Raw genomic sequence first — 20,284 nt, 5'->3', positions numbered from 1 at the left:
ATTTAATGAAAATGAATTTTGATTTAGAATGGTAATTAATACCCAGATTGTAATAAGGCAGTTGGTTCTATGCTGTTCAGTATTGACAGGATACAGTATTCAAGTAAATTAAATCAATATTATATCTTTGAATTCATGGAAGTTGGAAACATTTTTAACCTTGTTCGCGGGAAAGCACTGCTTCCCCAGAAAGAGTTTTGGAGCACTCTTTTTGGTATGATAGACAAAATAGAACAAAGTAAAGTAGATTTTCTCCTAAAATTAAAAATAAATGTTGTTAAGGTCTTTATTTTTTATCAGCCCGAACGGAATTTATATATTAAAATTGAGTTGAATCCATTTTTGAATAAGAATATCGGTCATGTTTTTACATTTGAGCAACTCCAAATATGGTTTAGAAATTTAAATAATATAGACGGAGATAGTCAATCAAAAGGGTTAGGTGCTGCCAGAAAAAACAATTTTGACCAATATGTAAATAGTTTATTAAGCTCTCTTTATAACATCAGTGACTTCCAAGATGATAATGGTCTGGATTTAACAAAGCAACTTTTAAATGGAGATACGACAAAAGGTTTTGATCTCGATTTGTTTCAGTACATATCATCTACGAGTGAATTTATTATCTATGAATTTTTGAAAAGAGAAAATCCATATATTAACAATATACAAGCACATCCAATGAGATATTGTTGGTCAGGCAAGCCTAATGATAACAAGCAGAAATATATTTCTTTATGGAATTTAAGGTCCTTTTTAAACGGACGTTTGCTGCTGGTGAATTATAGTGATGATATCTATGAAAAAATTTCTGTTATTGAAATTCTTGATTTAGATGTTAATAATGGCATCTTGGCTGAAAATAAATATTGTATGAGTAGAAATGAATTTTTAGGATGGCTACATGATATGAACCACTATTCCAATCAAAGCAAGGACTATCTTTCAGACTTCAAGTGTGTTCACTATGATAGAGAGTTCTTCAAGAATTTTAATGATAATAAAAAGCGATATGGCTCTGAGTTTATAGTTTGATGGGAGGATCGAGCAATGCCAGGCACATGGAGTATAAGTACAACATTAAGAAATCCTGAGCGCATTGTTGCATTCTTAAAAGTTCTTGCAAGATTTGAAGGGCAGATTTTTGATGAGAATGTTCAAGGAAAGTACTTTAAAGAATTAATAAAAACTAAGGTATATAAACCTACTGGTTTATCAGATTATTACAATAATAAATTTGAAGAACCTGAGGAATTTACAGATAAAGAACTGGAAGAAATCCTTAGTCAGGTAAATTACGAAAATAAGAGTTTTAATAATGACCAAAATAAAGCATATGCATTTAGAGGAAGAACAGCTGTAAGTAATATGACTAAAATGGGTCTCGCAATTGCAAAAGAGTCTATGGGTGCTGTGAAAATAACTGAGCTGGGAAGAAAATTAATAGACGGTGAAATTGACTTAGTTAATGTATTCTTTAGATATTTCTTAAAATGGCAATTGCCTAATCCAACCGAACGAGGTTATAAAGACTTTAATATTATCCCTTTTATAGCCGCAATGCATGTGATCAGCAAAGTGAATAGAAAGTGGGAAGAACTGGGGAATAAGCCTGTAGGTGTATCTAAAGAAGAATTTTCTTTATTTTTGACAACTTTGATTGATTACAGAGATATTGAAGATCGAGTAGAAAAAATTATTGAATTTCGGAAAGAAAAAAAAGCGTTGAACAAAAATGAAGCACAACGTTATGTTGATCGAAGATTTATTGAAACGGCAATTGAAGTATTTAAATTAAACCCTGCAGATAAAAAGAAAATTGAAACAAAAGTAAACAATCTATATGATTATGGCGACTCTGCAATAAGATATTTTAGACAAACCAAGTTATTTTTTTATAGAGGAAACGGAAGATATGTGGATTTAGCCCCTACAAGAAAAGTTGAAATAGATAGGCTGCTTGAAAATTACGACGGAAGTGCTATTGAGTTCGAAGATGCAGATGAGTATCTAAATTATATGTCTGATATAAATAAACCGGCGCTTCCTTGGGAAAATTTAGATGATTTGAAGTCTGTTTATGAAAACCTTTTGGAGAAAGCAAACTCCCTGCAAATTGAAATCAATAATCAATACAGTGGCCAGGCGTTGCACCAGTTCTCTTTAGTTAAGAAAAATCTTGAATCAATAAATGATTATAATGTGGAAATCTCTTATCTTAGAGAAGTAATAAAGACGCTTAACAATGATTTGTCTATTTTAAGAGAAAGAAGTTTAGAAAACATCGATATCTATATTAAGAAGTTATCAGAATTGGCAAATCGCAGAAAGAGTGTTAGTGGCCAGGATCCATTGAATTTAGAGTATTATGTAACATTATCATTAATGGCTTTAGATGATGCCAAAGAAATTTCACCTAATTATTCAGTGGGTGATGATAACTTACCATTATTTACTGCCCCAGGGAATAACCCGGATATCGAATGTTTCTATTCATCTTTTAATATGATTTGTGAAGTAACACTATTAAGAGGGCGGGATCAGTGGTTTAATGAAGGCCAGCCCGTTATGCGGCATTTAAGAGACTTTGAGGAAAGGGAAGAAAATCGATCTGCTGACAACTACTGTTTATTTATTGCTCCAAACATTCATCGTGATACGCTAAATACTTTTTGGATGAGTGTAAAATTGGGTTATGAAGGTAAAATTCAAAAGATTGTTCCATTAACAATTGAACAGTATGTTAAAGTACTTAAAAAAGTAAAGGAACTAAATGAAAAAGGAAGAAGAATAAACCATTTAGATTTCAAAAAACTGTTGTCAGACATATTTACCCATAGTGAGGTTGCCGGAAATGATTCAACCGCCTGGTTAGAGAATGTTGATACAATAATTGAAGAATGGGGTTCTTCGTTGTTGGCAAGAGATAAATGATCTAAAAAAATGGCTGATTCATAAGGGTCTGACTCCCTCCGAAAAAGACAATATATAGAATGCTTTTATTAGTGGCTATCTATATATTGTATTGGAGAGGTCTGACCCTTTTAATTTACACCATAGTACTTTTTCCAAAGGAAACCATTTCCAAATTATATTTATTTCACCTTCATCACAATTCCCATCTATTCCTTGTTTCCTTCTTTCGCAAAGGATGCGGAGGAATTCAAAAAACTGCTGGAAGGGTATCCGGAGGCGGTAAGGAAAGCAATTGGGTTGAATGTGGACAGCATTGCTTCCATTCTAGGATTCTATTCGTATGCGTTTTTATATATCACACTTTGCGGAGCCATTCAGGCAATGAATTTAGGTGTTTCCATTTTCTCTAAGGAAGTCCGCGAAAAAACAGCAGACTTTCTTTTAACGAAGCCTGTATCCCGTACACAAATATTGTCATCCAAGCTATTGGCAGCATTGACTTCATTAGTTATGACGAATGTCGTTTATTTAGCGGCTGCAAACATGATGGCTTCTCAAGTGAAAACAGAAGATTATAGCAGCAAAATATTCTTTCTGATTTCGATTACATTGTTTTTCGTTCAGCTTATTTTTCTTGCATTGGGAATGATCATGTCAGTGATTGTTCGTAAAATTAAATCCATCTTAACCGTGTCTCTTAGTACTGTCTTTGCTTTATTCATTATTGGTATGCTTAGTTCTACCGCTGAAGATGAAGCGTTGCGATATCTTTCTCCCTTTAAGTATTTTGACACTGACTATATCATCAAAAATTCGGGCTATGAGACTTCATTTTTAATTGTCGGAATAGGGATTATTGTTGCTTCGATTGTTGCGAGCTATTTCATTTATGCCAAAAAGGATATCCATGCCGTTTAAGGAAGGAGGGAAAAATAATGAATATATTTTTGAGAGAAATGAAAGCCAATCGAAAATCTCTAATCATTTGGTGTATTGGTGTCATCTTCATGGTTGCTTCCGGAATGAATAAATATGACAGTCTGTATTCTTCCGGTCAATCCATGAATGACCTTATGGCTGATATGCCGAAATCGTTCCAGGCGATTATGGGGACGGGAACTTTTGATTTATCAAAGGCCGGCGGTTATTATGGAGTTCTCTTTTTATACTTATTGGTTATGGCAACGATCCATGCTGCCATGCTCGGAGCAAATATGATTGCGAAAGAAGAACGAGATAAAACAACCGAATTCCTATTTGTAAAACCGGCTTCCAGAAATAAAATTCTCACATCGAAATTGTTGGCAGCTTTTGTAAATATATTGATTTTCAATCTGGTTACTTTTGTTTCTTCTATCCTAATCGTACAAAAGTACAGCAAAGGCGAAGAGGTAAGTGATGATATTTCCATTTTAATGGTTGGGATGTTTATTTTACAGCTTCTGTTTATGGTGATTGGTTCAGCGATCGCAGCCGTCAAAAAAAATCCAAAAACCGCTGCCTCATTGTCGACCGGAATCCTTTTGATCACGTTTATTTTATCCATTGCTATTGACTTGAATGAGAACATTGAATACTTGAAATATTTAACACCATTTAAATATTATGATGCGAAAAATTTGATGTACGGCGGAGGTTTTGATGCGGTCTTTGTCATATTATCAGTGGTCATGATTGTCGGGCTTTCGATAATAACGTATGTATGTTTTAAGAAAAGAGATTTGAATGTGTAGTTTGTGCGGGAAAACTGCAGGCAAAAGTCAAAGAAAAATACGGAGCCAATCCACAGTAAATTGGAAAGGCTCCCTTACTCCGACTCTATTAAAATATAGCGTAGTAAGTGAATAAGATCTGGCTATTTACTCGAAATTAATTTTGAGTACTCTATGTTGAATCGATCAAAAGAGTTCCAACCAGATACGGAAAGCAAAAATTGTCCAGTTGTTTCTTTCAATGAAATTGCATATACAAGGTCAAATGTTACTTGCTGCATTGGGGGAAGCGGAATACTCTCAAAATATAGTTCCTCATTGACTAGTGATGGAGTATATCCTGCCGAATCTGATAGGATAAACATTTCCGGATAAATATCAATTGTTTTTTCTGATCTGTTTTTCACCTGAATAGTTAATACTACTTCATCAAAAAAATCTTCCCTCGTATCAATCCAACCCTCTCTAACTCCAGAATTTACATGTAAAATTTTGATGCTAGGTTCTTTTAAAGTTTCATTTTGACTTTCTTGATTATTTTGAGGCTCACTCACTTGAGGGGAATCGTTTTTATTGCCAGATACATGAAACTTATTAAATGTATTCATTTCGACTGATTTCATTTTTTCGAATTCTGCTGTCAATCCACTTATTTCAGTGGATGCCGGAAGATACTTCGGGAAAGATAGTATTGAAAACCACAGCAATGTAACCATTGCTGTTTGAATGACTTCTTGACTCCACTTCGTTTCTGCTAAACGCCGAAATGATTGAGGGTGAACGAAAAATGACAGGAGAAAACCACTAAACAGTCCCCCAAGGTGAGCAGGAATTGAAATATTTGGTGCTAAAAATGTATAAATAATATTTCCCGCAAAAGCACTCCAGATTACACCTTTGCTTTCTGAATCGATCATCTTATTTTGTTTTATCATTAGCCCTAAATACAGTCCCATTAATCCAAAGAGGCTGCCTGACGCTCCTGCTGATATAACATTCTCTGAAAAAATTAGAATAAATAGACCACCGACAATTCCTGTTGCAAAAAATAAAAATGTAAATTTGGCTGAACCGTAAATTCGTTCAAGTGGAGGACCAAAAATGATTAAACTAGCTACATTAGAGAGCAAATGAATAGTTCCGCCAATTTGCACAAAAATATATGTTGCAAGCCGGAACCACTCCTCTGGAGATGTATCACCCGTTTGAATGGCTCCAAAACGGCGAGCTGTTTCAAGATCAGTAGGGCCATTTCCAAAATAATAAGTTGCTAGTTGTATAACGATAATTGCGAGCGTTAACAATGTAACAGCGGGAAAACGACGGATAAAGGTCCTTAAATTTTCCCTCCTTACAAAAAATGACATAGTTTCCCCCTTAAAAAATACTTAATATTTGAAGAAGAATCATTTGGTATAATATTCCTACCATCTTTTATGATACTTATTTCCTTAATTTTTGCAATAATCGATTTTTTTCTTATTCCGCTCCATTGAAAAATGCATTAAATAAATAATGATGAAAAAGGAATCGACCATTAATCGATTCCTTTTAAAGATTCTATAAATGAAAGGATAGAAGTCTTTTTAAAAGATAGTCTAGTCTGTTTGTTTCTTAGGACAATATGAACACTTATCATTTCCGGGGACCTTATAGTAATAGCAGCACGTAACTCGAGCATAATGAGCCATTGCTTCTTCTGGTGTTTGTCCGTTTAAAAATCTTTGGAACGGTGAGTATCGTTCAATATCTTTCCACGTTGCTGAGTCCAGCAAAAATTCCAGGTCATCACGTGCTCTTGTAGAAATATCGTCTCCTTGGTTGAGAAGCTGCACGTACATCCAAAGGACGTAACCCCAAATATTTTCCCACAATACGAGTGGCGAGCTCTTCGATTCAGTAGAAACAGCTTTCACAATCATTCGACAATCATGGCAAATGATACGTTGGATCGTTTCCTTTACGTCTTTTTCTGTTTCCAAAGGAATCCACTTCCCGCTGGAAAGCGACCATTGCGGCGCCCATCTATTGTTTATTATCCGATCCACTACTCCAACTTGGGATACATCGCCTGTCCATTTCACACGATACTTGCTGAGGATAAATAATTGTCCTGTAAATAAAAAGGCTGCATGCCTCATCAAGATGGAAGCGATGACATATGGCTGTTCTGCTTTCGTCCGTTCCTTCACAAGATTGAATAGCTTTGAAAAATCTTTATCAAAGAGAGGCACTGTTGTTGTTTCATGTGGAACAATTTGAAAATTCTCAAGTTCTCTCCAGAGTTCATTTTGCTGCAGCATGATATCAACCTCTATTTTATTAAATCATATGAAATCATGGCCGGTTTCGCTGTTCTGGGATCCGTAACAATCACTGTATCAATATTAAATACTTGTTTAAGTACTTCGGACGTCATGACTTTTTCCGGTGATCCTTGTTTTACAATCGTTCCGTTCTTAAGAGCAACCATGTGATGTGCAAAACGGGCAGCATGGTTCAAATCATGAATGACCATCGCAATCGTCCGTCCATCTTCTTGATTTAATTTTTCCAGGAGCTGTAAAATCTCTAATTGATGAGCTAAATCTAAATACGTTGTTGGCTCGTCTAATAGTAATAAATTCGTTTCTTGCGCAATCGCCATCGCAATCCAAGCTCGTTGTCTTTGGCCGCCTGACAGCGTATCAACAGACTGGTCTCGAAGATTGGTTAGTCCGGTAACCTCAAGCGCCCAATCAATCATTTCGTAATCATGTTTACTGAGTCGTGAAAATCCTGTTTGATATGGTGTCCGTCCATATGAAATTAATTCATACACTGTCAATCCACTCGGTGCTTCCGGTGACTGAGGTAAAATGGCCATCTTTTTCGCAACATCTTTTGTCGGTGTCTTATGAATCATTTTTCCATCTAAATAAATGACACCGGATAATGCCGGATGCAGTCGTGCCACTGTTTTTAAAATAGTCGATTTGCCGCAGCCGTTTGGACCAATAATGGCAGTAATTTGATTCGATGGAATTTCCAAATTCAATTGTTCAACAATGATTTGGTCCTCGTACCCGATAGTCAACTGTTCTGCTGATAGAGTGGTCATAGCGCTTCCTCCCTACTTTTTCATTAATAAATAAATAAAATATGGAACACTAACAATCGATACGACAAGACCAGCCGGAATTTCTGTTGGTGACAACAAATTCGTTCCTACTGTATCAGCCATCAGTAAAATGAACGATCCAATCAATGCAGCGATCGGAAGCAACAAACGATGGTTTGGTCCAATAAGACTCCTGGCAATATGTGGGGCAATCAAACCTAAAAAAGTAATTCCACCGCCTGCGGCTACTCCTAGACCGGCTATCCCTACCGCTGCCATAAGGAGAAGCAGTCGTTCACGATTTGAACGTATTCCAAGACCGGTTGCCACTGAACTCCCTAAGTTCAAAATATTAAGTGTATGTGCTTTATACAATGAGTATGGAATAAGTACGATAAACCAAGGCAACAAAGCCCATACAAACTTCCATTGCGTTGCCCATAGATCTCCTGACAGCCAAACCATTGCTTGCATAAAATCGTGTGGTGTCATTCTTAATTGAAGGGCAATCAATAGAGCGCTCAAACCTGCATTGATTCCAATTCCAACTAAGATGAGGCGAATGGAATGAAATCCGCGTTTCCAAGAAAGACCTATAATCAAACCTGCTGTCAATAATGCTCCCAAAAAAGAAAAGAGAGGCAAAGCAAAAGTACTGAACGTACTAAGGCTTCCTGTTGCTGTTTTAAAAAAAGAAAGATAAATGACGACAGCTGCACCCGCACCTGCATTAATGCCTAAAATACCAGGGTCAGCCAGTTCATTACGAGTTATACTTTGTAAAATGGTACCTGAAACAGCCATACCTGCACCAACGAGGAGAGCTAATATCATTGTTGGCAGACGAATCTCAAACAAGATCAACTGTTGTTGTTTCGTCCCATTACCAATCAATGTATGAAGCACTTCATTTGGTGAAATGGGCACAACACCGAAGTTTAAACTTATGAAACAAGCGATGAAAAGGAGTACGATTAATGTGAACATCGTCCATTTAAACTTCATAGAGATGTTGTTCATATGAACCTACTCCTTTCACTTCGAACTAAATATAAGAAAAAGGGCACTCCAATGGCTGCTGTGACGACTCCAATAGGTGTTTCAAAAGGAGAATTCATCATTCTTGCACCGACATCCGCTAGAACAAGGAGCAAGCTGCCCAATACTGCTGAAACGGGGAGCAATAAGCGATAATCCGGTCCAACTAACATTCGGCTAATATGAGGTATAACGAGTCCAACAAAGACAATTGATCCGGCTACAGAAACCGAGGCCCCGGTTAATAGCAAGACGGCCGTGATACTAAGAGCTTTGACTAGATTTAAATGAATTCCCAGCCCTTGCGTTACTTCCTCGCCAAGATTGAGCAACGTTAAAGCACGAGCAATGACAAAGACGATCGGAATGCCAATGAATCCAACAAAACCGAGAATTCTAAAATCATTCCAATTTGTGTTAGCCAATCCTCCGGCATACCAAAAGCTCATCTCTTTTGACACATCAAAATGAAGCGCCACAGTGGAGGTTAATGAATTCAAGAACATTCCTACCGCTACACCGGCAAGTGCCAATTTCACATGTGATGCTCCACCTTTTGAAGCAGCAGATAACATAAATACGAAAAGGACTGATATTCCTGCACCAACCATAGAAGCAACAGTTGCTCCCAAATTCGACACGCTCGGAAACAAGGCTATTGTCATAACAAGGGAAAATGCCGCTCCATAAGATACCCCTAAAAGAGAGGGTTCAGCGAGTGGATTTCTTGTGATTGCCTGCATAATTGCTCCAGATAACGCTAAGTAAGAACCGATCAATGCTGCTATTAATGCACGCGGTAAACGAATTTCTTGAACAATTTGATGTGCTTTGTTATCAGGATGATGATCGAAAATCGCTTGCCAAACGGTTGTCAGTTTGATCGTTTCCGTCCCATAAACGAGAGAAAGACAAATCGCCAACAACACACAACATATTCCGACAAGCAAAATGAAACCTGTTTTTAATCTATGTTTTCTCACTATTGAAGCGCGCTGTAAATTAGCCACTATTTAAAAACAACCCTTCATTGTTATTTTGTAATAGTGATAATCATTATCAATAATAATTAAGTATAAAACGAATATCTAATCCTTTCAATATATTTAACAAATTAATTGAAAACCATTATCAAAAAAATTATTTTTATGTTGACGTTTTGGTTGATAATGATTATCATTTTCATCGAAAAGAAAGACTAAGGAGGATGCAAATGAAGTTTCGAAATACGTATAAAGGAATCATCACTGTTTTCATATGTACGATATTACTATTAGCAGGTTGTGGAACGAACAACGAAGCTAAAGAAATAAAAGAAAAATCAAAAGATGTGACAGTAACGGATGCAATGGGACAAGTAACGATCCCTGCAAATCCGAAACGCATTCTTGCTCCATACATGGAAGATTCGCTCGTGGCACTTGGCGTGACTCCGGCAGCTCAGTGGTCAATTGGAACAACTGTCCTTGATTACTTACAATCAGATTTAAAAGACGTGCCAACAATTAGTTGGGATTTACCATTAGAACAAACGATTAAAGCACAACCTGATTTAATTATTTTTAGTTCAGCATCGTCTATTCAAAAAGGGAATTATGAAGAGTACAAAAAAGTGGCGCCAACATATGTTTTTAAAGATGAAGAGGGTGCCGACTGGCGTAAACAATTAGAAATAATGGGAACATTGTTAGGTAAAGAAGAGCAAGCAAAAGATCTATTGGCTGATTATGATGCAAAAGTGAAAGAAGCATCTAAGAAAATTAAAGATGCAATTGGTGATGAAACAGCAGCCATTTTATGGGTAGCTGGTGATCAATTTTACTTGTTTGAAAATACACGCTTTGCAGCAAATGTTCTTTATGGTGATTTAGGTGTTGCTCAACCTGAAATGATTCAAAAATTACCGAAAGCCGAAGCAACATGGAAGCCGGTTTCACTTGAAGCATTGTCCAAACTTGATGCTGATCACCTGTTCCTTGTTAGCAAACCTAATGAACCTGGATTAGAAACACTAAAAAATAGTTCTGTTTGGAATGGTATTCCGGCTGTTAAAAAAGGAAACGTATATAACATGGAAGATCCGAGCCATTGGACAATTAGCGGTGTGATTGCTAATAAACTTACAATTGACCAAATTGTTGATTCGTTAGCGAAAAAATAACGTGAAATACCTAATATGGTGTAGGGGCTGACATAATGACAATAGATAGAATGATTTTATTAGTGTTTGTCTATATGTTCTATTGGAGGGGCCTGACCCTTTGCTTTTTGACGTTTCCAGTAGACCCTAAAAGCCTAAAAATAACGAAGTATAAAACAAAAAAGGAACCGCCTAGTGCAGTTCCTTTTTTGTACATTATCGTATAATTTAAATCCGTGTTTCGCGTTGTTCCTGTAAATTCGTGATGTCGGCTACGATTTCGAAGGAACGAAGACGCGCCTGGTGATCATAAATTTGGGCATTGACCATGATTTCATCGGCCTGGGTATCGTCTAAAAATTTCTGCAGCTTTTCTTTTACGGTTTCAGGGCTGCCGATGATGGATGAACCTATTTGTTGCTCGACGGCTTCTTTTTCATATTCGTTCCAAAGAGCATCCATATTTTCTACAGGAGGCTGCAGCGGCACATTATGATTCCGAACCAAGTTCAGGAATTGCTGCTGCAATGTAGTTGCCAGACGGCGTGCTTCTTCATCTGTTTCTGCAGCAATCACGTTCACCGCGACCATTGCATACGGTTCATCAAGCACTTTTGAAGGCTTGAAGCAATTGCGATATATCTTCAGAGCCGCCAGTGTATTGTTAGGTGAGAAGTGGCTTGCAAAAGCAAATGGCAGACCGAGCATGCCGGCAAGTTGTGCACTGTATCCGCTTGAGCCCAATAACCAAATTGGAATATTCAAGCCCTCGCCCGGGACTGCTCTTACATGCATTCTTCCTGAAGATAAAGACGGATCAAAATAGGCGCGAAGCTCAGCTAATTGCTCAGGAAAATCCTCGCCATGGCTTCTGAGGTCGCGTCTTAAAGCATGAGCGGTAAGCTGATCAGTACCAGGTGCGCGGCCAAGACCAAGATCAATTCGGCCGGGAAACAGAGATTCGAGAGTTCCGAATTGTTCAGCAATGACCAGCGGAGCGTGGTTAGGCAGCATGATTCCGCCTGAACCTACTCGGATTTTTGAAGTTCCTTGGGCTACATGGCCAATGACAACAGATGTTGCAGAACTGGCGACGGCAGAAAAATTATGGTGCTCTGCCAGCCAGTACCGGTGATAACCCCACTTTTCCGCATGTTGAGCAAGATCGAGCGTATTTCGAAAAGAATCGGATGGAGTACCACCAACTACAATCGGAGAAAGATCAAGTACCGAAAACGGAATATCGGTAATTCGTTTTGCTTTTTTATTTTCTGACATATAATCATCCTCTTTCTAGTTATTTTTTCATGTTGAGGGGTCTGTCCTGCGCTGCTTTAAAGCGTTAATGTATTGAGGGTCTGGCCCGCTTCGCTTTAAAGCGTTAATATCTCATAAAGTTATAGTTTTGTACGGATGTAGTGTTCAAATTGTTTAATCGTTTCTTCGTTTCGGCGATAATAAGTCCATTGTCCTATTCTTTTCATTTCCAATAAACCGCTTTGCAGCAAAATGGATAAATATTGGGAAGTTGTGGACTGGGATACTCCTGATTTTTTGTGTATATCACTTACACAAACCCCGCCTTCAAATTCTCCTTGTTTAATGACATGTGCTTCTGTCGAAAAGTTTGTTTCTGGATTTTTTAGCATTTGGAGAATGTTCACCCTTGTTTGATTCGAAAGTGCTTTAAAGATTTCAACCGCTTTTTCATCAGTCATCCCAAGAAATTCCTGAGTCAATAATGTCTGCCCCCTTTCTTTTTACAGTTTGTAAAACAAGAAATATCAATACTAATATTGAGATATCGAGAAATTACGATATCTCAATATTAGTAATTTATGATCATAAAATCAAATAATTTGTTTCTATCGAGTCTGATAAAAGTAGTTGAGATTTGAAATGGAAATTTGGCTGAACGAGAGTAAAAGAATATTGAACGGGAGTAAACGTGTAATGAACGAGAGTAAAGACGTGCCGAACGAGAGTAAACGTCCATTGAACGAGAGTAAAGACCCGTCGAACGAGAGTAATCGTATAAATTTGTGTACCGACCGCCCAAAACAAAAACAGCAGCCCTTTTTGGAACTGCTTATTGTGTTTGCGCGATCGTCTCAATTTCATCCGAGATATAAACATTTACTCCCTTTTTATTATTTTGAGCAATTTTATACATACATAAAGCGACTGTTTTTCCTGATATAGCTTTATATTTCTTCAACGGACCAATAAAAGCGAACGAAAGCTTTCCAGACAGAAATGCCCCCACTGTTTCACCAAGTCTGAATTCTGTTCTTTTTCCAAGAAGAAGGGATGGTCTGAATATATGTAGTGAACGGAACCCGACCTCTTTAAGTTGTTCCTCAAGCAACCCTTTCATTCGGGTATACCATATGAAAGAGTTAGGGTTTGCCCCTATGGAACTAATAACCAGGAACTGTTTTGCCCCCATTTCTTTTGCAACCCTTGCAATGATTAATGGATAATCAACATCAACTCTTAACATTGCTTCTTTCGATTTGGCTTTTTTAATCGTAGTCCCTAAACAACAGAACACATAATCAACTCTAAAATGATATTTATAGTTGAACAGATTTTCAAAATCGACAATTATTTCCTCGAGTTTTGGGTGTTTGATGCCAAGAGGTCTACGTACTATTGCAACAACTTTGTCGTATTGATTTCCGTCCAGCAAGTAATAAAGCAGCTCTCTGCCGACAAGACCACTTGCTCCTGCTATCAATGCCGTTTTTCCTCCCAAAAGAATCAACTCCTATTGTTTCACTTAATGAAGGGCTTTTCTGTGGAAAAGGGGCGGAGCTACGCAAACAAAGATAGAAATGCCTACTTATTTTTAGCAAGATACTTGTTTAGCTTTGTAAATATTTAGAGCTTTGCTTCGCTCACACCGCCTTATTATGTTGGTTCTGTTTTATAATGAAAGCTATTTCCATGTTAGGGTTGAGAGTTTAAAACTCATGCACGTTATTTTCGGACAGCCAGAAAAACTTGAATAAGATTTTCATGAATAGATCCCCCAAAAAACAAAAAAACATGATCGGAAACATTTATTGAAAAATTGAATGTAAATTAAGATACACTTTCGATAAGGAAGTTGGAAATCATTTCTTTTTCTTTTTTTGAAAGCTGCCCAATCATACCGACAAACTCGCTTCCTAATTTTGCTAATTCACTTCCTAAATTTTTGTTCGCTGTTTGAATAATTGTACCTATAACCGTTCCAACAAACATGATGAGTCTTGTATGGTGTTCATGAATGTCTTCAACGATATGTTTAATCAAAAAAATCGTCCCTTCACTGGAATTGTTTAAATAAACAATGAGCAGACATAAGATATAAGTACAAAGAATTGCTTTCTTCTTAATCTTTGACATTTCCTCTAAAACTTTTTGAATCGCTAAATTAGGATTTAAGTCCTTTAATTGTTTAGAGAAAGCCAACACTTCTTTCTTAATCTCTTCCCATTCTTCCATACTTACTTCGATTGAAGACGAGTTATTCAATAAGTTAAATGCCTTTTTTGATGGTGTGTACACGATTTGGGAGCGGCCGGTTTCGCGATTATTAATCGTATAATCGCGAGTTAGAAAACCTAATTTTTCAAGCTGTTTCAACATATCATAAGCCGTCCATTTACTAACACCGATTGCTTTCGCTAAAGTTTCGTAATGAACGGGCAGTTCGGTTCTTTCATATAAATCCATCAATTTTTGCAAAAACTGTTTTTTTCGTTCTGTTAGATTCATGAGTAAAACCACCCTAAAATATTTACATCTTGATTATAGTTAGTTAATCTAGTATTATCAACCCAAAATACCCAAAAACCAAAAAAGACACATAAACTTACGATTACATAGATCTTGTTTATATAAGGAAAAGTAATTCTAATCAATTCGTCTGAACGAAAAGTTTACAATCTCAAATGGAGGGAAAAATGAAAAAGATAGGTTTGGCTTTAGGAGGAGGAGCAGTCCGGGGATTAGCACACATTGGTGTTTTAAAAGTATTCCAAAAACACAACATCCCTATTGACTTCATTGTGGGTACTAGCATGGGAGCTGCAATTGGAGGGCTGGTTGCTGCCGGGATTGATATTGAAAAAATTGAAAGGTTTGTTCTGGAAACTCCATCATATCGAATTTTAGAAATCGGTATTCCCAATCGGGGAATCTTTGCCGGCAATAAAATATTTACGATTTTAGATCAATTATTTAAACAAAACGGTCTAAATGAAATTCAGATTGAGGATCTTCCAATACCTTACCAAGCAGTTTCCGTGGATTTGAATAAAGGGGAATTATTTGTTTTTACCAAAGGAAATTTATCATTGGCAATTCGGGCGACAACGTCGATGCCTGCTATTTTTTCACCTGTTTCGTATGAAGATAAAGTATTAGTAGATGGTGGTGTTCTAAACAACTTGCCGGCTGACCTTGCCCGAAAAGCAGGGGTAGATATAGTTGTTGGTGTTGATGTCGAACGAGGATACGAGGAACGTGAACCGAGAAGCCTTTTTGAAGTTGTTTATCGTTCTTATACGTTAATGACGAGGGAAGTGCGCCGTTCCAGGCTGCGCCATGCGGATGTCGTTATTCGTCCTGAGGTAGGGCATATTGCAGCATTAGACACGACAAAAGCAAAAGAATGCATTGATGCCGGAGAACGAGCAGCTGAGAGAAAAATCAAAGAGTTAAAATCATTGCTTAACTTATAAAGGAGGAATGTAGCATGAAAAATTTAATCAATCAAGTTTTTTCGTTAGGATTAGGCGTGGCAATTACCAGTAAAGAGCAAATTGAAAAAATTGTAAATGATCTTGTATCAAAGGGAGAACTAAGTAAGGCGGAATCAAAAGAATGGATTGATAAGCTGACGGAAAGAGGCGATCAAGCCAGGAAAGAGATAGATGAAATGGTTAAATTGAGAATTAAACAAGTGTTGGATGAACTAAACCTAGTTTCAAAAGATGAAGTCCGTGAATTAGAGCGGAGAATCGAAATGTTGGAAAGAGAAAGAAAAGGTGATTGAAGACGAGTCCTAGTTCGGGAGGAATTATTTATGCTCGGTAAGAGAATGAAACACGCTCAGCGCTATCAGGAAATTATCAATGTTCTTTTACGCAATGGTTTTGGTTATATTGTAAAAGATTTAGGAATATCAGAGATTATGTCTATTCCTAATAAAAAATTGAACACAGATACAGATTTGAATCAGGGACGGATTGGCGGTAGAATTCGGTCTTGTTTGCAAGAGTTGGGTCCAACTTTTATAAAAATGGGTCAAATTGCAAGTACCCGGCGTGATTTAATTCCTGAGCATATTATAAAAGAGTTGGAAAAATTACAGGACCGTGTACCGCCTTTTCCTTTTGATCAAGTACGACAAATTATCGAAGAAGAATTAGGAGATACACTCGAAACTATTTTTGATGAATTCTATGAAAAGCCCCTCGCTGCTGCATCGATCGGACAAGTACATTATGCAAGGCTGCATTCCAAAGAATCAGTTGCGGTAAAAATTCAACGGCCGAACATTCGTCATGTCATCGAAACAGATTTGGAAATACTTGAAGATTTGGCGAGACTGATGGAATTGCGAATCGATTGGGCAAAGAGATATCAATTACGGGATATGATTGAAGAGTTTGCCAAATCGTTGCGCCAAGAATTAGATTATCGCACCGAAGGAAGAAATGCAGAAAAAATAGCCAATCAATTTACCGGTAATTCTGCGATCCGCATTCCAAAAATTTATTGGGACTTTTCAACGAAAAACGTTTTAACGATGGAATACATAGAAGGAATAAGAGTAAATGACCTGAAAAAAATGGATGAAAAAGGATATAACCGTAAAGTAATTGCTGAAAGGCTTGCTCATTCTATTTTTCATCAAATATTAATGGAAGGATTTTTTCATGGCGACCCTCACCCGGGGAATGTACTTGTACTTCCCGGTGAAGTGATTGCTTTGATGGATTTTGGTATGGTGGGCCGTCTAAATCATGACATGAAATTCCAGTTTGCGTCTCTCGTTATCTCTTTGAAGCGGGGAAATACGGATGCGATCATCAAAGCCGTTTCCCGCATGGGACTAATACCGGAAGATGCTGATATGGGATTATTGCGGCAAGATATCGATGACTTAAGGGATAAGTATTATGACGTTCTTTTAAGTCAAATTAGTCTTGGAGAAGCTGTCAATGACTTATTTACCGTTGCGTTCCATCATCGCATTCGGATCCCTGCGGATTTAACAATACTTGGTAAAGCCCTTCTAACCGTTGAAGGAGTTGTGGAATCATTGGATCCGGAGTTTAGCATTATGAGTGTGGCAGAACCTTTCGGTGAACGTTTGATGAAGGATCGCTATCATCCGAAAAAACTTGCAGAAAACGCTTGGAGCCATATCGTTGAATACTCGGAAATCATCTCCGATTTGCCTAAAAAGTTAAGAGAAATAACCTCCATTATGCAACAAGGGAAATTGCGAATCGAAATTACCATTCCCGAACTTCATCTTTTTTTGACGAAAATGGACAGAATCAGCAACCGTCTTTCATTCAGTATTGTTTTACTTTCTTTTAGCATTATTATGGTCGGATTGATCATCGGTTCATCGATCGGAAGACAATCGACGCTGCTATGGAGAATTCCCGCGATTGAACTCGGCTTTGTGGTCGCTACAGTGATGTTTCTTTGGATCCTTTTTTCTATTTTTAGATCAGGTAAATTTTAAGTCTCTTACGTTTTATGTAAATAGTAGCTCAGGTGGCATTTATGGATCGCTAACCGGTCATACTATCTTTTAGGTGGTTGGTATGAAAATTGACCTCCTATCGGCCCTGCTGTTTTATTGGATATTCAAATAGTCAGTGCACCGATTCGCAAAAAAGGAGGAACGAGCTTCTATGGCTTATCGTTTTTATGCAATGGATTTTGCTTTCTACAACTCAATGGGACTTTACAGCTTTGAGGCGCGGTGCGAGATGCTGAAAGAGATCGGGTACGATGCCATGCATTTGTCCGTTTGGAACGGAGAGCGTTGGTGGGACGTGAAGAAACTCAGCGATGTGAAGCAGAAGTACGGGCTGGACGTCGCGGGTGTATACGTCGTGTTGGATCTTTCAGTAGGCGAGAGTCATCCGAGAAACGAAGGCATTTATACGATGTTGGAGACGATCGATGAGGGTTCAACAGTTGAACTGGCGATCCAATCCGTTGCAAGGCATATTCGTCCTTCCGATCCGGCGGGTGACGACATTGCGGTAAAATGGCTGGAAAAAGCGCTCGAGATTTGCGAGCGGCGAAACATCAACCTCTTGCTTTATTCTCACCTATCTTTCTGGGTAGAGCGCCACGAAGATGCAGTGCGGTTGTGTCAGCGGCTGAATCATCCAAATCTTGGGATCGTATTCTGTGGCTACCACTGGTACGCCGTTGACGGGGAAGACATTCAGGCTACGCTTGGAGAGGTAGCACCATACTTAAGGCAAGTAAACTTATCCGGAAGCCGTCGGAGTCCGCTCGGTTTTGGGAACGTTGCGACAATCGAGCCATTGGACGTCGGCGAGCTGGACAATTTCGCATTGCTCGGGCAGCTTAAAAAGATCGGCTTTAATGGAATGGTTGGCTATCAAGGTTGGAGCGAGGGGGGCGACGCTTACAGTAAGCTGAGCCGCTCTCTCAAAGCATTGCGTGACATGGACCGTAGACTTGATGAACATCCGCACTGGGCGGAATTGCTTTTATAGTTATCGAAGTAAATAAAGCCGGGCTTGCCGCCCGGTTCTTTAAATTGGAATGAAAGCAATGCCCGCCTCATAAATGTGATCGACTGCACATAAACTAGAGTGACGGCTCATAAGTTGGAATAACGGCTCATAATATGGAGTGACAGCTCATAATTCAGAATGACGGCTCATAAATCGGAACGAAGGCTCATAAATCGATTAAGTCCGTATAATTGTGTAAAAAGAAAAGGGGTCAAATTAATCCCTTTTGGTTACAATGTTTTAATGCCTACATAAAACATTGAAAAGGAGATTTAATTATGACCCAATTACAGTTTACCCTAAATATGGACCTTTTAAACATAAATCAGAACGACGGCTCATAAAGTGAAATGACGGCTCATAAACCGAAATAAAGGCTCATAAATCCAAATAAGGGCTCATAAACGAAAATATAGGCTCATATATTTAAAAACTCATACCCGATAGATTACAGAATGCTTCGTTTTATGCCAGTTACGCAAAAAAACAGCTTTTGTATAATCAAATTTTCCTAACTTTTTAAAAAGGAGTGGCAACGAATACGCCACTCCTATTGTCTTATCAATGTCCAAGGCAGAACAAATTTTGAGAAAATTCGTTACGCGTCACCAAACGCACCGCTCCTTTTGCTTTCCGACTACTCGGCTTTTTTCCAGTTCGTTACGATTTCAACGTCGGCTGCTTTCAACAAATTAAATACCGGGCAGCGGCTGTCTGTTATCTTTTTCAGCTCCTGAATACGGTCTTCCGATTCACTCGTCTTTACTTCTGCGGAAATTTCTACTTTTTGAAAGTAAGTGCGGACATTTGGATCTCCCTTATAACCGCGCGGGTCGAGTTCTCCTTTGACAGAAAAAATAATTCCTTGAAGATCAAAGTTGATCTCTTTTGCCACCATGTTTGCAACAATGTTTTCGCAGCCGATAAGAGCGCCCAAAACTGTTTGAAGCGGATTGGGTCCCTTGTTGTTGCCGCCTAAGCTTTCCGGTTCGTCAATATAAAAAGTGTGGTTGCCTGTTTTAATTTCGGATGTAGTTCCTTCAGCAACACCTGAAGCTCTTAATTGTATGCGAGCCATTTTATAAACCTCCCATGATAAATAAAATAATCAGTGGGGATAAAAAACCCCACTGATATATTGTCCAAATTCGCTTGAATTATAGCGTAATAATTTGATAATCTTCTTTGATTAGGTCTGCAATACTTGCGTGGCCGTCGTTGCCTTTTGATGATGAAATGTTTGCTTTTTGAATGTCTTCCTGAACATTGAAAGCTCCGGCGCAAGATTCGCAAGCTTCGATCACGCCTAAACCTTTCACTTTTTTGTACAACGGGTTCATCGGATGGCTTTCGTCTTCAAGACGAGGAATCCATTGTGTTCCTTGACCATCAAAAATTACTTTTACTTCTCCGCCGACAGCGTGGATCTCATCTGCATACACCAATGCATGAACTGCTCTTCCTAGTTCGTTTTCAGTTGCGTGAACAAAAATTGCTACTTTTTTCATGTATATCTCTCCTTTGGTTTGCTTTCTGTTTATGGTTTCATTATAGTTTCGTTTTGAATAGCAAGTCTGTAATCCAGTTC

20 protein-coding genes are annotated in these 20,284 nt (G+C 38.1%); 9 read left to right on the top strand and 11 right to left on the bottom strand.

Annotated features, from left to right (window positions below; all coding sequences use genetic code 11):
• The first annotated feature begins 69 nt into the window (after positions 1-69).
• The 4 genes from C0966_RS13935 to C0966_RS13920 all read left to right on the top strand — a co-directional run bounded on the left by C0966_RS13935 (position 70) and on the right by C0966_RS13920 (position 4,649).
• Positions 70-1,035: a hypothetical protein gene (locus tag C0966_RS13935; protein ID WP_274856348.1), complete on the top strand. Its 966-nt coding sequence runs from the start codon at positions 70-72 to the stop codon at positions 1,033-1,035.
• A 15-nt stretch (positions 1,036-1,050) separates the two neighbouring features.
• Complete coding sequence (locus C0966_RS13930) at positions 1,051-2,934, top strand: AlwI family type II restriction endonuclease (RefSeq protein ID WP_274856347.1); 1,884 nt, start codon at positions 1,051-1,053, stop codon at positions 2,932-2,934.
• A 159-nt stretch (positions 2,935-3,093) separates the two neighbouring features.
• Positions 3,094-3,834, top strand: coding sequence for an ABC transporter permease subunit (locus C0966_RS13925; RefSeq protein WP_425535957.1), 741 nt, complete (start codon positions 3,094-3,096; stop codon positions 3,832-3,834).
• 17 nt (positions 3,835-3,851) lie between these two features.
• Complete coding sequence (locus C0966_RS13920) at positions 3,852-4,649, top strand: ABC transporter permease subunit (protein ID WP_274856346.1); 798 nt, start codon at positions 3,852-3,854, stop codon at positions 4,647-4,649.
• Positions 4,650-4,771: 122 nt separating this feature from the next.
• Here the strand turns inward: C0966_RS13920 and C0966_RS13915 are convergent, their stop codons facing one another.
• The 5 genes from C0966_RS13915 to C0966_RS13895 form a co-directional block, all read right to left on the bottom strand.
• A complete protein-coding gene (locus C0966_RS13915; RefSeq protein WP_274856345.1) occupies positions 4,772-5,995 on the bottom strand; it encodes a rhomboid family intramembrane serine protease in 1,224 nt (407 codons plus the stop codon).
• A gap of 231 nt (positions 5,996-6,226) precedes the next feature.
• Positions 6,227-6,931: a (2Fe-2S)-binding protein gene (locus tag C0966_RS13910; protein WP_274856344.1), complete on the bottom strand. Its 705-nt coding sequence runs from the start codon at positions 6,929-6,931 to the stop codon at positions 6,227-6,229.
• Positions 6,932-6,942: 11 nt separating this feature from the next.
• Positions 6,943-7,728, bottom strand: coding sequence for an ABC transporter ATP-binding protein (locus tag C0966_RS13905; protein ID WP_274856343.1), 786 nt, complete (start codon positions 7,726-7,728; stop codon positions 6,943-6,945).
• Positions 7,729-7,740: 12 nt separating this feature from the next.
• Positions 7,741-8,748, bottom strand: a complete 1,008-nt coding sequence (locus C0966_RS13900) for a FecCD family ABC transporter permease (RefSeq protein ID WP_274856342.1) — start codon at positions 8,746-8,748, stop codon at positions 7,741-7,743.
• Complete coding sequence (locus tag C0966_RS13895; protein ID WP_274856341.1) at positions 8,745-9,749, bottom strand: FecCD family ABC transporter permease; 1,005 nt, start codon at positions 9,747-9,749, stop codon at positions 8,745-8,747. Before C0966_RS13895 ends, C0966_RS13900 begins: the two co-directional genes overlap by 4 nt.
• Before the next feature lie 230 nt (positions 9,750-9,979).
• On the opposite strand from C0966_RS13895, the gene C0966_RS13890 reads away from it, so the two are divergent.
• Entirely contained in the window at positions 9,980-10,927 is a 948-nt protein-coding gene (locus tag C0966_RS13890) for an ABC transporter substrate-binding protein (protein ID WP_274856340.1), read from the top strand.
• A 207-nt stretch (positions 10,928-11,134) separates the two neighbouring features.
• Here the strand turns inward: C0966_RS13890 and C0966_RS13885 are convergent, their stop codons facing one another.
• The 4 genes from C0966_RS13885 to C0966_RS13870 form a co-directional block, all read right to left on the bottom strand.
• Positions 11,135-12,184 (bottom strand): LLM class flavin-dependent oxidoreductase, encoded by a 1,050-nt coding sequence (locus C0966_RS13885; RefSeq protein WP_274856339.1) that lies wholly within the window; start codon positions 12,182-12,184, stop codon positions 11,135-11,137.
• Between the two features lie 119 nt (positions 12,185-12,303).
• Positions 12,304-12,624, bottom strand: a complete 321-nt coding sequence (locus tag C0966_RS13880; RefSeq protein ID WP_274856842.1) for an ArsR/SmtB family transcription factor — start codon at positions 12,622-12,624, stop codon at positions 12,304-12,306.
• A 371-nt stretch (positions 12,625-12,995) separates the two neighbouring features.
• Positions 12,996-13,664 (bottom strand): oxidoreductase, encoded by a 669-nt coding sequence (locus tag C0966_RS13875; protein ID WP_274856338.1) that lies wholly within the window; start codon positions 13,662-13,664, stop codon positions 12,996-12,998.
• A gap of 329 nt (positions 13,665-13,993) precedes the next feature.
• Positions 13,994-14,671, bottom strand: a complete 678-nt coding sequence (locus C0966_RS13870) for an Lrp/AsnC family transcriptional regulator (RefSeq protein ID WP_274856337.1) — start codon at positions 14,669-14,671, stop codon at positions 13,994-13,996.
• Between the two features lie 188 nt (positions 14,672-14,859).
• Between C0966_RS13870 and C0966_RS13865 the strand changes: the two genes are divergently transcribed.
• From C0966_RS13865 to C0966_RS13850, 4 genes are all read left to right on the top strand, one after another.
• A complete protein-coding gene (locus C0966_RS13865) occupies positions 14,860-15,639 on the top strand; it encodes a patatin-like phospholipase family protein (RefSeq protein ID WP_274856336.1) in 780 nt (259 codons plus the stop codon).
• Between the two features lie 14 nt (positions 15,640-15,653).
• Positions 15,654-15,953 carry a phasin family protein gene (locus C0966_RS13860; RefSeq protein ID WP_274856335.1) on the top strand — a complete coding sequence of 100 codons (300 nt, stop codon included), beginning with the start codon at positions 15,654-15,656 and terminating at the stop codon, positions 15,951-15,953.
• Between the two features lie 30 nt (positions 15,954-15,983).
• The gene (locus tag C0966_RS13855) at positions 15,984-17,660 is read left to right on the top strand and encodes an ABC1 kinase family protein (RefSeq protein ID WP_274856334.1); all 1,677 of its coding nucleotides are present in this window, start codon (positions 15,984-15,986) and stop codon (positions 17,658-17,660) included.
• A gap of 172 nt (positions 17,661-17,832) precedes the next feature.
• On the top strand, positions 17,833-18,675 hold the full coding sequence (locus C0966_RS13850; protein ID WP_274856333.1) for a sugar phosphate isomerase/epimerase family protein: 843 nt from the start codon (positions 17,833-17,835) through the stop codon (positions 18,673-18,675).
• 658 nt (positions 18,676-19,333) lie between these two features.
• Here C0966_RS13850 and C0966_RS13845 read toward each other — a convergent pair.
• Both C0966_RS13845 and C0966_RS13840 read right to left on the bottom strand, forming a co-directional pair.
• Positions 19,334-19,774, bottom strand: coding sequence for an OsmC family protein (locus tag C0966_RS13845; protein WP_274856332.1), 441 nt, complete (start codon positions 19,772-19,774; stop codon positions 19,334-19,336).
• A 79-nt stretch (positions 19,775-19,853) separates the two neighbouring features.
• Positions 19,854-20,204 (bottom strand): DsrE family protein, encoded by a 351-nt coding sequence (locus C0966_RS13840; protein WP_274856331.1) that lies wholly within the window; start codon positions 20,202-20,204, stop codon positions 19,854-19,856.
• Positions 20,205-20,284 lie beyond the last annotated feature (80 nt).

This window comes from Bacillus methanolicus, assembly GCF_028888695.1.
GTDB classification, from domain to species: Bacteria; Bacillota; Bacilli; order Bacillales; family Cytobacillaceae; genus Bacillus_Z; species Bacillus_Z methanolicus_B.
The sequence above is the reverse complement of the archived record's forward strand: the minus strand, read 5'-3'. Positions and strand labels throughout refer to the sequence as shown.